Genomic DNA, 14,730 nt, shown 5'->3' on the forward strand with positions numbered 1-14,730 from the left:
GGTCCTCCTCGTTGGATGATGCCTTCGACACTAACCAACACGGTGACGCACAGTCAATTAAAAATTAACGCGCGTAAAAATAAGATCACGCAGGCGTATTATCAATGGTTTAAGCTGAGTCCCTCATGATCAGGCGCCCCTCGAAGAGGGTTTCTTCGCGATCGGAAGGACGCTCTTCCGTCTCAAGTAAGCCGAACAACGTGCTGACTGCGCGATTCGCGATGGCGTTGTAGTCTTGGGCGATTGTCGTCAGGGGCGGGCACGTGAACCTTGAAAACGGGTGGTCGTCGTGACCAGCAATCCGAAGATGGCAATCCGCTCCATGACCCACCCGAAGATCAAGCCCGTAGGCGGCAGACAACATGCCGATCGCAAGGCGGTCGTTGCTACACAAGACGGTGTTGGTGCTGAAGGCTTTTTCCAACAGAAGGCGACCGCCTTCTACGCTGCCAATTTCCTCAAAGTTCCAGCCTTCGCCGTCCGCCTGAAAGATGTTTGGCGTCTGTTTGTGCCGTTCCATGCTTTCCAGATAGGCCTGCCTGCGTTTGTTCGCGTTGGGGTTTGAGGGCGACTTCATCTCGAAGAAGCAAGGGGGCTCGCCGCTCCTGCATAGATATTCCACCATAAGATCAACGCTTTGAGCGTTATTTGTTCCGACAAATGCCTGTCCGGTGTCGCTCATGTTGGCGTCAAAAAGGACCAAGGGGAAATCAGCGCCGAAAGCCTGAACGGCATCTTTGTCTGACATGCGACCGAACGGGGCCAGCAAGACGCCTGCGGGCTTCAAGGATCTCAGGGAATTGAGATTGTCACGTTCCATCGTGGGGCTGCCGTGCGAGCTGAGCAAGATCGGGCTATAACCCGCCTCTATACAAGCAAGTTCGACGCGCCTGCCAATCTCTGAGAAAAACGGGTCAGCCAAGTTTGGAACGACGACGCCGATATTCTTGGTTTTTCGCCGATTTTGATTCATGGCGAATACGTTTGGATGGTAGTCGTGCTTTTCGAGTGCGCTTTCAATCTTCTTCCGGGTTGAAGCGCGCACGCTCTCCGGATCGTTGAAATATTTCGACACAGTGGGGCGAGAAATGCCGCTGACCGCAGCGAATTCTTCCATATTGCGAATTTTTAGTTGACCCATTTTTACACTTGGTGCCTCTTAACGCAACGCGCGATAATTTTGGAAAAGATATGAGTGATATCAGTTTGACGTCAAGTAAATACGTTGATTGCGGCAGGGACCGCTGCACTCTGCCGACCAGACGCGAAAATCTTAGGCAACAGGCGAAAGCTTCGGGCCGCTTAGGTTCATTTTTAGCGGATTTTCTGACGCGATTATCTGCCGCATGGGTGCCGCCGTTGGGGCGGTGTGTCAGAATTCTCGGTGTAGCCATTCAATCAAGTGCTGAACGAGAGATCGCATTTTTCTGAATTAAATCAATGTCGTGATTGCATCTTAGGAGCGCGGAGATCTGCTTGGTCTTATTATCGACCATTGCCAAGACAGTGGGCATGACGATGCTGAGAGAACAATGCAATTGAAATAACGATTCGTCGCGAGGGTGACACCACATTGGGGGGAAATTGAAATGACTGTCTCAACGCACAGGCTTGCACGCGAAACGATGGCATTTGTGCTCGCAGGGGGACGGGGCAGTCGGCTCAAAGAATTGACGGATATTCGCGCGAAACCCGCCGTGTATTTTGGTGGGAAGACGCGAATTATCGATTTTGCTCTTTCGAACGCGGTAAATTCAGGCATTCGGCGCATCGGGGTTGCCACTCAATACAAGGCGCATAGTCTGATCCGCCATTTGCAGCGAGGGTGGAGCTTTTTTCGGGCTGAGCGGAATGAGTCCCTTGATATTCTACCCGCATCCCAGCGGGTGAACGAGCGCAATTGGTATCTCGGCACGGCCGATGCGGTCACACAGAACATTGATATCATTGAGGGATACGCCCCGAAATACATCCTCATTCTGGCGGGCGACCATATTTACAAGCAGGACTACTCCGTCTTGCTAGAGCATCATGTGGCGTCCGGGGCAGACGTGACGGTCGGTTGTATCGAGGTGCCCCGCCAAGAGGCCAGTGCCTTCGGTGTAATGGCCGTCGATGACAGCGACCGCATTCTGGAGTTTGTGGAGAAACCGGAAAATCCCCCGCATATGCCGGGCGATGAAACGCGAGCTTTGGCCAGCATGGGGATCTATGTCTTCGAAACCGAACTGCTCATCAAGCTGTTGCGAGAAGATGCCAATTCGGAGACGTCGGAGCATGACTTCGGCAAGGATATCATTCCCGCCTTGGTAAAAGCGGGCAATGCGTTTGCGCACCCTTTCAGCCGCTCCTGCGTCACCAGTTCGGAAGAGCAGAAGCCCTACTGGCGCGACGTGGGAACAATCGATGCGTTCTGGCAAGCCAATATCGACCTGACTGATTTCCAGCCCGAGTTGGATCTCTATGATCAGACATGGCCAATCTGGACGTATTCCGAGCTTACGCCTCCGGCAAAGTTCATCCACGACGAAGAAGATCGAAGGGGCATCGCGGTCTCGTCCATGATTGCAGGTGGATGCATTATTTCAGGTTCGCAATTGAGCCAGTGCCTCATGCATACGGGTGTGCGGGCGAATTCTTACTCGGAACTCACGGGCGTGGTTGCCTTGCCAGACGTCCAGATCGGACGCCGGGCGAGACTGAAGAACGTGGTTGTTGATCGGTCCGTCCGCATTCCAGAAGGTCTTGTGGTCGGTGAGGATCCAAAGCAGGACGCTGCGCGCTTCCGACGGTCGGAAAATGGGGTGTGTCTCATCACACAAGACATGATTGATAAACTTGAGGCATGATCATCAGGCAACTCTCCGTCACGTCTGAATGCGCGCCTTTCGTCAAGACGGGCGGGCTCGCTGATGTGGTGGGTGCACTCGCGCATGTTCTGAAAGAGCACGACGTGGAAAGTCGGGTTCTCTTGCCGCTTTACCGCCAAATCTCGCATCTATCAGCTGGTGCGAAAGAGGTTCGAGACGTCGGTTCCAAGTTCGGCGGGCCAGTTCGCATTCTGTCCACACAGGCAAGCGGGATTGATCTACTGCTCATCGACGCGCCGCATCTCTATGACCGTCCCGGTCAGATTTATCTGAACGAAGCCGGGGCAGACTGGACCGACAATCACTTGCGGTTCGGCCTTTTAAGCTGGCTTGGGGCCGAGATCGGTCGTTTGGGAGTCGACGGATGGCGCCCGGACGTCATCCATGCCCATGACTGGCAGGCCGGGCTGACGCCTGTTTATGCACGTCAAAACGAAGACGCCGCGCCGCCCTCTATTCTGACAATTCACAACATCGCATTTCAGGGCAATTTTCCTGCAACCACCATGGGCGATCTTGGTCTTGATCCGAAGGGCTTCACACAGGACGGGTTCGAGTATTTCGGGCAGATCAGCTTTCTCAAAGGAGGGCTAGTGCAGGCCGATCAGATCACAACCGTCAGTCCGACCTATGCCCGTGAGTTGCTGACACCGGATTTTGGAATGGGGCTTGAGGGCGTGCTCGCTGCGCGCCATACAGATTTTTCTGGTATTCTCAACGGTATCGACACCACCGTCTGGGATCCCGCGACCGATCCGGTATTGGCGCAAACCTACTCCAGTCGCACACTTGCAAAAAAGGCGGTCAACAAAGGGGCTTTACTGGATCGCTTCGGTCTTGCGCCCGATCCTTCCGCGCCGCTCTTTTCGGTGATCAGCCGTCTTTCAGAACAAAAAGGTCTGGACCTCGCGCTGCTGGCACTTCCGGCGATCCTCGACCAGGGAGCGCGGTTTGTGTTGCTTGGCTCCGGCGCGCCGGAGCTTGAAGGTGGCTTCAGAGACCTTGCCCATCGCTATCCCGATCATGTCGGTGTCGAGATCGGGTTTGACGAAAAGCTTGCCCACCAATTTCAAGCGGGGGCAGATGCGACCCTGGTGCCTTCGCGATTTGAGCCATGTGGCCTGACGCAGCTGTGCGCGATGCGGTATGGAACATTGCCGATTGTGTCCAGAACCGGCGGTCTGGCGGACACGGTCATCGACGCAAACGCCGCGGCCCTTGCGGCAGAGTGTGCCACCGGATTTCAGTTTGCACCCACAAGCGTTGATGGGCTAGGCGAGGCATTGGACCGCGCAATGGAGGTCTTCGGTGACAAAAAAGCGTGGCAAAGAATGCAGCGCAACGCGATGAAGCACCCGGTCGGTTGGGACCATTCGGCGAAGCGCTTAGTCGACATCTACAAGGCCGTACAAAGGCGATAAAACAAAATGCAAGCAAGCGCGCCTATTATGAGCATTGTCGCGGGCGACCACAGCACCCTCGGGGCCGCTTATGACGGGCAGGGGGTCAATTTCGCTGTGTTCTCAGAGAACGCGACGAAGATAGAGTTGTGTCTGTTCAGCCATGACGGGCAACGCGAAACGGTGCGGCTGGAACTGCCGGATCGCACCGGTGCGGTCTGGCACGGATACGTTCCGGGTCTGAAGCCCGGTGCACTCTACGGGTATCGCGCTTATGGACCTTATGAGCCGGACCGGGGCCACAGGTTCAACCCAATGAAGCTGCTGGCCGATCCGTATTCCCGCGCGTTTCACGGGGACTGGACGTCTGCGAAGGAGACGCTGGGATATGACCCGGACGCGCCAGAGCACGACGCGAAACCCAGCCAGATAGACAGCGCGCCCTTCGTTCCGAAATCGATTGTACCAGAGATCGAGGTGCCTTGGGACAAGACCCCTGCACCGCGTCGATCGTGGTCTGAAACGGTGATCTACGAGGCGCACGTCAGGGGTTTGACGCAACTGCATCCCGATGTTCCAGAAGAGCTTCGTGGGACATACGAAGCGCTTGGAAGTGAACCTATCATTGCGCACCTGAAGGACCTTGGCGTGACCGCACTGGAGCTGCTTCCAGTGCACGCATTTCTTGACGACGGCTTTCTGGTCGAGCGCGGGTTGACGAACTACTGGGGCTACAACAGCCTTGGTTTCTTCGCTGTGGAGCCGCGCTACTTCGGGCCAAATGGCGCGGAGGGGTTTCGGCAGGCGGTTGACAGGCTTCACGCCGCGGGCATCGAGGTCATACTTGATGTGGTCTACAATCACACCGCCGAGGGCGACCACCGCGGACCGACCCTGTCGTTTCGCGGGCTGGACAACGCGGCATATTACAACCTTCAGGCCAGCCACGCACGATACTACGTCAATGACACGGGCTGCGGAAACACAGTGGCCATCAGGCATCCGTTCGTCTTGCGGATGGTTCTGGATTCTCTGCGCTATTGGGTCACGGTCATGGGGATCGACGGATTTCGGTTCGATCTGGCAACGACACTTGGGCGCGAGGCTCACGGATTTGATCTGCATGGCGGATTCTTCGACGCCATCCGTCAGGATCCGGTTTTACGGCAGTGCAAATTGATCGCTGAGCCATGGGACATCGGCCCGGGGGGCTATCAACTTGGTGGGTTTCCGGCGGACTGGGGCGAATGGAACGACAAATTCCGCGACTCGACCCGAAAATTCTGGCGTGGCGACGCACATGCGGCTCAGGAGTTGGCGGGTAATTTCTTGGGAACGGCTTCGGTCTTTGATCACTCCGGCCGTAAGCCTTTCAGCTCGATCAATTTTGTAGCGGCCCATGACGGTTTCACGCTGGCAGATGTCACCCGCTACCGCGAAAGACACAACGAGGCGAACGGTGAAAGCAACGCGGACGGCCACGGGCACAATCTGTCGGACAATTGCGGTGCGGAAGGGGATACCAAGAACGAGGCCATTCTCGCACGCCGGGCACTGAGGGTCCGCAATCTGCTGGCCACCGTTTTCCTGTCGCAAGGTACACCAATGCTTTTGGCCGGTGACGAGTTGGGGCGGACGCAGCGCGGCAATAACAATACATATTGTCAGGACAATGAGACCAGTTGGATCAATTGGGCGCAAGCTGACACTGACTTGCTGGACTTCGCGCGACGGCTGATTGCCCTGCGCCGCGACAACGCGGTGTTGCGGCAGGACCGATACTTGCACGGACAGGTTCGGGCGGATGGGCTGCCCGACGTCACATGGTCAAGCCTTGAGGGAGGCGCGCTTAATTGGCGCGACTCTTCTCTCGATGGCTTCTGCCTGCAAATTCGTGGCGTCGCCGAAAAGACCATATCCGAGGACGGCACGGTCTTGATCGTCGTGAATGGCGGGGACGATGACAAGCGTTTGGTCTTGTCCGAGCCGGGCCCGGATCTTTGTTGGGAACGGGTGCTCGACACTGCGGCGCCGGATGACCCGGCGCACCGCATCACAAGCCGCAAATCCCAGCCGATCTCAGCGCATTCGGTTGTAATGTTCGTCGGGAAAAGAGCCGACATATGACGGATTGGGTGGCCGAGCTTTGCAGCCATTTGGGCGTCCAGTCCCAGTACCGTGGATATGAAGGGCAAACGGTTCGTGTCGCGCGCGACACTCGCATCGCTGTCCTGCGCGCGTTGGAATTGAACATTTCCTCCAACGAGGATGCACGTGAAATGCTGCAGGAGATGCAATCGAAAGATGCCGGTCGTCCTGCGCCGCACGAGGTGATTGTCCAAGCGGGTCAGGCCTCGGAAATTTCACTGACGCAGGCCGTCGAGTGGAGGCTTGAAGCTGAGGGCACGGGTGAGGTTTTGGCCACGGGCAGCACGGTTGACCACATTTCGCTGCCTTCGTTGCCTATCGGGATACATTCGCTGCACTTGAGTGCAAAGTCCGGCGACACCACCACGTGGATCTTGGCTCGCCCGGATCACGCTGTTCGACTGGAGGACCGGATAGCTGAACCTCACATCTGGGGCGTCCTGGCTGCTTTGTACGGTCTGACAGACGGCCCATCCGCACCAATTGGAACGTATGCTTTACTAGGGCACTACGCGGAAACCATCGCGGGACACGGCGCTGATTTTCTGGGGATCAATCCCATCCACGCGATGGGGCAATCTCTGCCTGATGATGTAATTAGCCCGTACTCGCCCAGTCATCGCGCGTTCCTGAACACTTGGCATTGCGCCGGTGCAGGCCAGACCAAGCATTTCGGCTCTGACCTCATAGATTACCCATCAGCGTTGCATCACACCGAACAAGCTCTGGCCTCTCAGTTTGTTGAGTTTTCCCAGCTTCCTGCTGATGCGCCTGACAGGCAAGCGTACGAGGCGTACGTCGCCTCGGCACGGGCAACCCTCCACGAATTCGCGGTGTTTGAGGCGCTGTCCGCCCGGTTTGGGCCTGACTGGCGGGCGTGGCCTGCGCTTTATCGCGACCATGATGCCGAGGCTCTGTCGAAGTTCGAACATTACAACGCGCGGGTTATAACCCAGCGCAAATGGGCGCAATGGGAGGCGGATCGCCAGCTGTCTCGGGCGCAGTCCCGTGCGACGGATGCGGGCATGCGCATCGGGATTTACCTGGATCTCGCAGTTGGTCCGCGCCTCGGTGGGGCAGAAACTTGGGTCAAGGGCACATCGCTGATCACCGGCGCCACACTCGGTGCGCCGCCAGATCCGTTGGGGCCATCCGGTCAAAGTTGGGGGTTGGCGCCGCAATCACCGCTGAAGTGCCGCACGCAGGGATATGCCGGGTTTGCCCGCCTCTTGAGGGCCGTTATGCGCCACGCGGGCATGATCCGCATTGATCACGTTCTGGGTCTGATGCGCAGCTTTTGGATACCCGAAGGCAGCGATGAAGGCACCTATGTCAGCTACCCTTTTGACGCGTTGCTGGCCGTGGTTGCCATCGAAAGCGCGCGAAACGGGACCATTGTTGTTGGCGAGGATCTGGGCCTTGTTCCTGAGGGGCTGCGCGATCAGCTTGCCCTGTCAGGGATCTACGGCCTCGATGTGCTGCAATACATGCGCACCCCAGCCGGTGGGTTTGTCGACACGGCAGATACCCGCGAACTGGCGGTTTGCGGATTTGCGACCCACGATACGCCCACTGTCGCTGGATTTTTTGCCGCCGAAGACGCTGAGGTCAGACATAGGCTCGGGAGTATCAACGAGCAAACGCTGGATCAGACCCGCGCAGACCGCGCGCTTGCACAACGCAGCCTCGGTACATCAAAACCTGTTCTGGAAATTCACCGGCAGTTGGCGCGCGCGCGGTCCAGTATGGTGGCTATACAGCTTGACGACATTGCGGAGCGGACATCACAGCAAAATTTGCCCGGCACGATAGATGAATACCCGAACTGGCGTTTGAAGGCGCCGCTCTCACTCAGCGAAATCTCGACATCGAAAGCCTTTGCGCGGCTCGGGGCAGATATGCTGGCGGAGAACCGGTCGAACCCCAAGAAAAGGGAGATGGAACATGAGCTTCAAGACTGTTCAAACCAAACCCATTGAGGGGCAAAAACCCGGCACGTCCGGTTTGCGAAAGAAAACAGCGGTCTTTCGTCAGCCCGGCTATCTTGAGAACTTTGTTCAATGCGTGTTCGACGGGACCGGGGGCGCCCAGGGGAAAACATACGTGGTTGGCGGGGATGGCAGGTTCTTTAACGCCGAGGCCATCGGGATCATCATTCGCATGGCCGCTGCAAATGGGGTCGCCCGGTTGATCGTGGGCCAGGACGGTATCCTGTCGACGCCCGCCGTGTCCAACCTGATCCGCAAGTTCAAGACCGATGGCGGCATTATCTTGTCGGCCAGCCATAACCCGGGGGGAGAGACCGGTGATTTCGGCGTCAAGTTCAACGCAGCGAATGGCGGCCCGGCCCCGGAGAAGCTTACTGACGCGATCTACGCGAAGACCCTTGACATCATCGAGTACAGGATTGCGGATGAGACACCTACGGGTATCAACCAGATAGGTCGTTTCACCATGGGAGATACGCGGATCGACGTGATTGACCCGGTGGAAGATTATGAAACACTGATGCAGGAGCTTTTTGACTTCGATGCCATCAGCGCGCTGTTTTCGGGTGGTTTCCGCATGTGTTTCGACGCGATGCACGCTGTGACCGGCCCTTATGCAAAGCGCATCCTTGAGGACACGCTTGGCGCACCGGCAGGGTCGGTGATTAACGCTGTGCCATCGCCGGATTTCGGCGGCGGCCATCCCGATCCCAATCCGGTCTGGGCCAGCGAACTGGTTGCCATCATGGGCGCCTCTGACGCGCCTGATTTTGGGGCAGCATCCGACGGGGACGGGGACCGCAACATGATCATGGGGAAGGGGGCATTTGTCTCGCCCTCCGACAGTCTCGCATTGCTGACGGCCTACGCCCATCTGGCGCCAGCTTATTCGGGCAAGCTGGCGGGGGTCGCGCGTTCGATGCCCACCAGTCAAGCCGTTGATCTGGTGGCGGAGCGGTTGGCGATACCCTGTTTCGAAACCCCCACGGGCTGGAAGTTTTTCGGCAACCTGCTTGATGCAGGCAAGGCCACTTTGTGCGGCGAGGAAAGCGCTGGCACTGGATCAAACCACATTCGCGAAAAGGATGGGCTTTGGGCGGTTTTGCTGTGGCTCAACATTCTGGCACGCGACGGGCGCGATATCGTTCAGTTGCGGCAGGACCATTGGCGCAGCTTTGGCCGGAATTACTACTCTCGCCACGACTATGAAGAAATCCCGGCTGATGCAGCGAACGCATTGATGACCGCCTTTAGGGACAAACTGCCTGCGCTTACAGGGACCAGCGCAAATGGTATGCAGGTGAGTAAAGCTGATGAGTTTGCCTACCTTGACCCTGTTGATCAGAGTTTGACCGAGCAACAAGGCGTACGCGTCCAATTCACGGACGGGTCGCGGCTGGTGCTGCGGCTGTCTGGCACTGGCACACAAGGCGCCACCTTGCGCGTTTATCTCGAACGCTTCGTTGCCCGTGGCGGAGATCACAACCTCGATGTACAAGAAGCTTTGGCGCCCATCATTCAGGCCGCCGAAACTCTAGCGCAGATAACCAAATTCACTGGCCGGAGCAGCGCAGACGTTATCACGTGACACGCTGCATCTGCCGAACTGGAACATGACCCTGACGGAAACGAGCATGAAAGATTTAAAAAACACGGGCTCGCTTGCGGGTGCAATTGAGTTTCACCTCGCACACAGCGTGGGCAAGACGCCAGACGCGGCGTCGATCACGGACTGGCGGCTCGCCCTGTCACGCGCTGTCCGCGACAAGCTGGTGACCCCTTGGTTTGACGCAACCCATCGCACCTACGCGAAGGACCGCAAGCGGGTCTACTATTTGTCGATGGAGTTTCTGCTGGGGCGGATTCTTGAAGATGCCGTCAACAACCTTGGTCTCGAAGAAGAAGCCAAGGAGGCACTGGCCGCGTATGGCGTGAACTTTGCTGAGGTTGTGAACGACGAGCCCGATGCCGCACTTGGAAATGGTGGGCTCGGAAGGCTCGCCGCGTGTTTTCTCGACAGTCTGTCTTGTCTGGGAATTCCCGCATACGGTTATGGCATACGCTACGCGCACGGTTTGTTTCATCAGTCCTTTGAAGACGGCCGGCAGGTCGAAATGGCCGAAGACTGGTTGCGCCATCAGCACAATTGGGAATTCGAGCGCTCGGAATGCACCTACGATATCGGGTTCGGCGGGCAGGTCACGGAAACCGGAAGCCGTGCGCAGTGGACACCGTCTGACGTCGTTATGGCGCAGGCCTATGACACGCCCGTACCGGGGTGGCAGGCAAGCTGGACCAACACGCTGCGCCTTTGGTCTGCGAAACCGAAAAAGATCTTCGATCTCGATCCGTTCAACCGGGGCGACTATATGCAGGCGGCCGCGCCCGAGGTTTTGGCGGAAACGATCTCTCGTGTGCTCTACCCGGATGACAGCACCGAGATCGGGAAGGAGTTGCGTCTGAAGCAGGAATTCTTCTTCACCTCAGCCTCCCTTCAGGACCTGATGCGCCGGTTTCTTGCCCATAATGGTGATTTGCGCGCCCTGCCGTCCAAAGTTGCGATCCAGATGAACGATACACACCCGGCGATTGCTGGACCGGAACTGATCCGTCAGTTGACCGACATCCACGGGCTGTCCTTCGAAGACGCGTTCGATATTGCGCAGGGCACGTTGAACTACACAAACCACACCTTGCTACCCGAAGCGCTGGAAGCGTGGGACGTCGGGCTGATGACCAAGGTCTTGCCCCGTCATATGCAATTGATTGAGCGGATCGATGATCGCTTGAGCCGCGATGTCAAGAAATCCGAAACAGGTGTCGCCCCGCGCATCGTTGACAATGGCTCCGTCAATATGGGGACGCTTGCGTTCACCTGTGCGCGGCGTGTCAATGGTGTCTCGGCACTCCATACCGACCTGATGAAGCAGACCGTCTTCAGCGATCTGCATGCCGTCTATCCTGATCGCATCTTGAACCAGACCAATGGCGTTACACCGCGTCGGTGGGTGCATGGCTGCAACCCGGGCCTGCGCACCCTGTTAAACGAGACCATCGGGACCGGTTGGGTCAACGATCTGGAGCAGTTGGAACAACTTACCCCACTGGCCGATGACGCTGCATTCCGAATCCGGTTCATGGCTGTAAAACAGGAAAACAAGCAGCGTCTGGTGGATTGGGTGGCCGAGACGATGGGCGTGCAGATTTCGCCTGACGCCATGTTCGACATTCAGATCAAACGCATTCACGAATACAAACGCCAGTTGATGAACGCGCTTGAAACCGCAGCACTTGCAAACGCGATCCGCCGCGCCCCCGACGAAGATTGGACACCGCGGGTCAAGTTTTTCGGTGGTAAGGCAGCCCCTGCTTATCTAGACGCCAAAAATATCATCTGGCTGATCAACGACATTGCCAAATCTGTCAACGAAGATCCGGTTATCGGGGACAGGCTCAAAGTAATCTATCCCCCGAACTACAACGTTTCCATGGCCGAAATCCTGATACCAGCGGCAGATCTGTCCGAGCAGATTTCAACCGCCGGGAAGGAGGCATCGGGCACCGGGAACATGAAGTTTGCGTTGAACGGCGCGGTGACCATTGGCACTCTCGACGGGGCGAATGTCGAAATTCGCGACCACGTCGGCGAAGACAACATTTATATTTTTGGCATGACCGCTGATCAGGTGCAGGCCGCCCGAGACGGCTACGTCACACAAGCCCACATTGACCGCAGTCCTGTCCTGAAAGAGGTCATTGAGCAGATCCAAACCGGATTTTACTCACCGGGTGAGCCGAACCGGCACCGACCCGTGCTGGAGAAGCTACTGCGCGATGACTACTTCATGGTCGCCGCCGATTTTGATGCCTACTGGGATGCACAGCGCCAAGTCGACCAAGGCTTTGCCGACCGGGATGCGTGGGCACGGATGGCGGTCCTGAACACCGCTCGGTCCGGATGGTTCTCGTCCGATCGCACCATCAAGGGGTACGCGAGGGATGTCTGGGGCGTTGAATCGCTCTTGGGGGATACGACGTGACCACGCCGACCTATACACCAACCTTCGATGCGTCCACCGCAGAGGCGCTGTTGACGGGTGCGATGGGTGATCCGTTCTCCGTTCTGGGTCCGCACAAGAACGGGCGACGGTGGAGTGTGACGGCCTTTCTGCCAGGTGCAGACCGCGTCGATGTTCTGAATGGAAAGACAGGCAAGGTGGAGGCGGCTCTGGACCGGTTGGATGGGCGTGGCCTGTTTTCCGGCTACGTGCGCAAATCGATCGCCACTGGCGCGTATCGGTTGCGCGCGCATAGTGGCGAAACCGTGTGGGAGCAGGACGATCCTTACAGGTTTGGCCCCGTGCTAGGGGAGCTGGACGAGTATCTGATCGCCGAAGGTGCCCACCTGAGACTCTGGGACAGAATGGGTGCGCATCCTATGACCCATGAAGGCGCATCCGGCGTACATTTCGCGGTATGGGCGCCAGCTGCGTCGCGCGTATCAGTCGTTGGCGCGTTTAACCAATGGGATGGGCGCCGCCATGTGATGCGCGCGCGGGGCTCTACTGGCATTTGGGAAATCTTTATCCCTGAGCTGGGCGAAGGTTGCATCTATAAATACGAAATTCGCGACGGAGCAGGGGCGATCTTGCCGCTCAAGGCTGATCCGGTGGGGTTCGGGTCAGAGCATCCACCAGCGACCGCATCTGTTGTCCGCGACTTGAACAGGTTTCAATGGAGCGACGACGCGTGGATGAACACCCGTGCCTCCCGCAATCGCCATGATAAACCAATTTCAATCTACGAGGTCCATCTTGGGTCGTGGCGCCGCAAGGTTGAAGACGGCAACCGCCCGCTCAGCTATCTGGAATTTGCCACTGAACTGGTAAGCTACACGCGCGACATGGGCTTCACGCATATCGAGCTGATGCCGGTGTCGGAGCATCCGTTTGACGGGTCATGGGGCTATCAACCCATCGGTCTTTTTGCGCCGACCATCCGGTACGGCACGCCCGATGAGTTCCGCACGTTCGTGAATGCATGCCACGTTGCGGGCTTGGGTGTTCTTTTGGATTGGGTCCCCGGGCATTTCCCCACGGATGCTCATGGCCTTGGTCAATTTGACGGATCTGCGCTCTACGAGCATGCGGATCCGAAGGAAGGATTTCATCAAGACTGGAACACGCTGATCTACAATTATGGCCGCCGAGAAGTGCAAAACTTCCTCTGCGCCAACGCGCTTTACTGGATCAAGGAATTTCACATCGATGGCCTGCGCGTGGATGCCGTCGCATCAATGCTCTACCGTGATTACTCGCGCAAGGAAGGGGAATGGATCCCCAACAAGGATGGCGGCCGCGAAAACCTTGAGGCGATCGCTTTCCTCCAACGGACGAATGCGCTGGTCTATGACGCGGATGCTGGCATCATCATGGCCGCCGAGGAAAGTACATCGTTTCCCGGGGTCAGCAAACCTGTGGATCAGGGCGGGCTTGGCTTCGGCTTTAAATGGAACATGGGTTGGATGAACGACACGCTGGAATATATGTCGCGCGATCCGATTCATCGCTCACACCACCACCATGAGATGACCTTCGGCCTGACCTACGCGTTTTCCGAAAACTTCGTGCTGCCGATCAGTCATGACGAGGTTGTGCATGGCAAAGGTTCGATGCTGGGCAAGATGCCCGGTGATGGCTTCGACAAGTTCGCTGGACTGCGTGCCTATTACGGCTTCATGTGGGGCCATCCCGGCAAGAAGCTTTTGTTCATGGGGCAGGAGTTTGCACAAGGCGCCGAATGGAACCATGACCAATCGCTGGATTGGCACTTGCTAGAAAACCATTGGCACAGCGGTATGCAAAAATGGGTTAGGGCGTTGAATGCGCTCTATGTGGCGACGCCTTCCCTCTTTGCCAATGACTGCGATCCGTCCGGGTTTTATTGGCTTGAGGTCAATCAATCGGAGCTCTCCGTTTATGCCTGGGTGCGGCAAGGCACGCACGGCGAAGACGCGGTGATTGTAGTCTGCAATATGACCCCCACCCAGCGTAACGGCTACCGATTGGGCGTGCCCAATGACGGAACGTGGGACATCGTTTTGAACAGCAATGCCGAGGAGTTTGGCGGGGCGGGCGAAGGCGCGCGATCCCACGAAGCCGAACAAGTTGCGTGGAGCGGCCAAGAGCATTCGATTTCCTTCGATCTTCCCGGGAATGCGACGCTGTTTCTCAAGCGGAATATCTGAGTTTCACCATCGCAACCGGAACTGCGAGAGGACCTATGCGCACCGCTTTAATTTAAGGTCGCCCGTTGCGGTGCGTT

General features: G+C 57.3%; 8 protein-coding genes. 7 read left to right on the top strand and 1 reads right to left on the bottom strand.

All coding sequences use genetic code 11. From position 1 onward, the window contains the following. Positions 1–109 precede the first annotated feature (109 nt). Complete coding sequence (locus KIN_RS15520; protein WP_159808700.1) at positions 110–1,141, bottom strand: LacI family DNA-binding transcriptional regulator; 1,032 nt, start codon at positions 1,139–1,141, stop codon at positions 110–112. Between the two features lie 448 nt (positions 1,142–1,589). Here KIN_RS15520 and glgC point away from each other — a divergent pair, with 448 nt between their 5' ends. From glgC to glgB, 7 genes are read left to right on the top strand one after another with little or no spacing between them, the layout of a single operon-like run. After that, complete coding sequence (gene glgC, locus KIN_RS15525) at positions 1,590–2,849, top strand: glucose-1-phosphate adenylyltransferase (protein WP_159808702.1); 1,260 nt, start codon at positions 1,590–1,592, stop codon at positions 2,847–2,849. 2 nt (positions 2,850–2,851) lie between these two features. Next, positions 2,852–4,291, top strand: a complete 1,440-nt coding sequence (glgA, locus tag KIN_RS15530) for a glycogen synthase GlgA (protein WP_159808950.1) — start codon at positions 2,852–2,854, stop codon at positions 4,289–4,291. A 27-nt stretch (positions 4,292–4,318) separates the two neighbouring features. Then, a complete protein-coding gene (glgX, locus tag KIN_RS15535; RefSeq protein WP_159808704.1) occupies positions 4,319–6,397 on the top strand; it encodes a glycogen debranching protein GlgX in 2,079 nt (692 codons plus the stop codon). After that, the gene (gene malQ, locus KIN_RS15540) at positions 6,394–8,397 is read left to right on the top strand and encodes a 4-alpha-glucanotransferase (protein WP_159808706.1); all 2,004 of its coding nucleotides are present in this window, start codon (positions 6,394–6,396) and stop codon (positions 8,395–8,397) included. Before glgX ends, malQ begins: the two co-directional genes overlap by 4 nt. Then, a complete protein-coding gene (locus KIN_RS15545) occupies positions 8,363–9,994 on the top strand; it encodes an alpha-D-glucose phosphate-specific phosphoglucomutase (RefSeq protein WP_159808708.1) in 1,632 nt (543 codons plus the stop codon). The genes malQ and KIN_RS15545 overlap by 35 nt, the downstream gene beginning before the upstream one ends. A gap of 46 nt (positions 9,995–10,040) precedes the next feature. Then, complete coding sequence (locus KIN_RS15550) at positions 10,041–12,446, top strand: glycogen/starch/alpha-glucan phosphorylase (protein WP_159808710.1); 2,406 nt, start codon at positions 10,041–10,043, stop codon at positions 12,444–12,446. Further along, positions 12,443–14,653, top strand: a complete 2,211-nt coding sequence (gene glgB / locus KIN_RS15555) for a 1,4-alpha-glucan branching protein GlgB (RefSeq protein ID WP_373281667.1) — start codon at positions 12,443–12,445, stop codon at positions 14,651–14,653. Before KIN_RS15550 ends, glgB begins: the two co-directional genes overlap by 4 nt. Positions 14,654–14,730: the final 77 nt, after the last annotated feature.

Source organism: Litoreibacter roseus (genome assembly GCF_009811795.1).
Taxonomy (GTDB): domain Bacteria; phylum Pseudomonadota; class Alphaproteobacteria; order Rhodobacterales; family Rhodobacteraceae; genus Litoreibacter; species Litoreibacter roseus.

Bases quoted from the DNA above. Each gene is read 5' to 3' on its own strand.
- KIN_RS15520 (WP_159808700.1), bottom strand. From the start codon at position 1,141: ATGGGTCAACTAAAAATTCGCAATATGGAAGAATTCGCTGCGGTCAGC.
- glgC (WP_159808702.1), top strand. From the start codon at position 1,590: ATGACTGTCTCAACGCACAGGCTTGCACGCGAAACGATGGCATTTGTG.
- KIN_RS15550 (WP_159808710.1), top strand. From the start codon at position 10,041: ATGAAAGATTTAAAAAACACGGGCTCGCTTGCGGGTGCAATTGAGTTT.
- glgX (WP_159808704.1), top strand. From the start codon at position 4,319: ATGAGCATTGTCGCGGGCGACCACAGCACCCTCGGGGCCGCTTATGAC.
- malQ (WP_159808706.1), top strand. From the start codon at position 6,394: ATGACGGATTGGGTGGCCGAGCTTTGCAGCCATTTGGGCGTCCAGTCC.
- KIN_RS15545 (WP_159808708.1), top strand. From the start codon at position 8,363: ATGAGCTTCAAGACTGTTCAAACCAAACCCATTGAGGGGCAAAAACCC.